Annotated in this window: 1 protein-coding gene; it reads right to left on the bottom strand. The window is 69.0% G+C overall.

The genetic code is table 11. The annotated features are described in order from the left end of the window. Nucleotides 1–118: 118 nt before the first annotated feature. Nucleotides 119–1,633, bottom strand: coding sequence for a glycerol kinase GlpK (gene glpK / locus ACFVS0_RS14135; RefSeq protein ID WP_430550631.1), 1,515 nt, complete (start codon nucleotides 1,631–1,633; stop codon nucleotides 119–121). Nucleotides 1,634–1,772 lie beyond the last annotated feature (139 nt).

The raw sequence follows: 1,772 nt of genomic DNA, 5'->3' as shown, positions 1-1,772 counted from the left end.
GCATCGCTTCGCCCGGACGTATCCCTCCCGAAGTGGAGGGCGCCCTGGCGCCCGTGAACGCGTCCGGGCGAAGCGATGCCGTCCCCTCAGCGCCAGCACCGAGGTTTCGGTCTACGGACTACTGCACGTCGGCGTCGACCCAGTCGAAGGTCTTCGTCACGGCCTTCTTCCAGGACCGGTAGAGGCGCTCGCGCTCGTCCTCGGCCATCGCCGGCGACCAGCGCTTGTCCTCGGCCCAGTTCGCGGTGACGTCCTCCTCGCCCTTCCAGAACCCGACGGCGATGCCGGCGGCGTAGGCGGCGCCGAGCGCCGTCGTCTCGGCGACCTTGGGCCGCACGACGTCGACGCCGAGCTGGTCGGCCTGGAACTGCATGAGCAGCTCGTTCTGGACCATGCCGCCGTCGACCTTGAGCTCGGTGAGGTCGACGCCGGAGTCGAGCTTCATGGCGTCGACGACCTCGCGGGTCTGGAACGCCACGGCCTCGAGCGCCGCGCGGGCGATGTGGTTGCGGTTGACGTACCGGGTGAGCCCCACGAGCGCGCCGCGGGCGTCGGGGCGCCAGTACGGGGCGAACAGGCCGGAGAACGCAGGCACGAAGTAGGCGCCGCCGTTGTCCTCGACCTTGCGGGCCAGCCACTCGACGTCGGGGGCGTCCTCGAACATGCCGAGGTTGTCCCGCAGCCACTGGATGAGGGAGCCGGTGACGGCGATGGAGCCCTCGAGGGCGTACACCTGGGGGGCGTCGCCGATCTTGTAGCAGACGGTGGTGAGCAGGCCGTTCTTGCTCGGCACCTTCTCCGTGCCCGTGTTGAGGAGCATGAAGTTGCCGGTGCCGTAGGTGTTCTTCGCGGTGCCGGTCTCGAAGCACGCCTGGCCGAAGGTGGCCGCCTGCTGGTCGCCGAGGATGCCGGCGATCGGCACGCCGGGCACGAGGCCGCGGGGGCGGCCCTGCCCGTACACCTCGGAGGAGGAGCGGATCTCGGGCAGCATCGACATCGGGATGCCCATGTCCGCGGCGATGTCCTCGCGCCAGCTCAGGGTGTCGAGGTCCATGAGCATGGTGCGCGACGCGTTGGTGACGTCGGTGACGTGCACGCCGCCGTCGGGCCCGCCGGTCATGTTCCACAGCACCCAGGTGTCGGTGTTGCCGAACAGGAGGTCGCCCTTCTCGGCGGCCTCGCGCGCGCCCTCGACGTTGTCGAGGATCCACTTCACCTTGGGGCCGGAGAAGTAGGTCGCCAGCGGCAGGCCGACGATCGACTTGTACTTGTCGGCGCCCTCGGAGCCGCCGAGCTCGTCGACGATCGCCTGCGTGCGGGTGTCCTGCCACACGATCGCGTTGTACACCGGCTTGCCGGTGTTCTTGTCCCACACGACGGCGGTCTCGCGCTGGTTGGTGATGCCGATGGCGGCGAGGTCGGTGTGCGCCAGGTTGCCGCGCGTGAGCGCCAGCCCGACGACCTCGCGCACGTTGCTCCAGATCTGCTCGGCGTTGTGCTCGACCCATCCCGCCTTGGGGAAGATCTGGTCGTGCTCGAGCTGGCCGGTGGAGACGATCCGGCCGGAGTGGTCGAAGACGATGGCACGCGAGCTCGTCGTGCCCTGGTCGATGGCGAGGACGTAGTCAGCCATGGGGGTTGCCCTTCACGTCGGTGTGGGTGGTGCGGGTGCCGGGGAGGGGCTGGTGCCCACGCCGTAAGGGGGGGTTGGGGGGGAAGGAGACAAGAACAAAAAAAAAACAAGCCCCACCAAAGCCGTCGACGGAACGGAC

Source organism: Isoptericola sp. NPDC058082 (assembly GCF_042885055.1).
Taxonomy (GTDB): Bacteria; Actinomycetota; Actinomycetes; order Actinomycetales; family Cellulomonadaceae; genus Isoptericola.
This window is presented reverse-complemented; position numbering and strand designations above follow the sequence as displayed.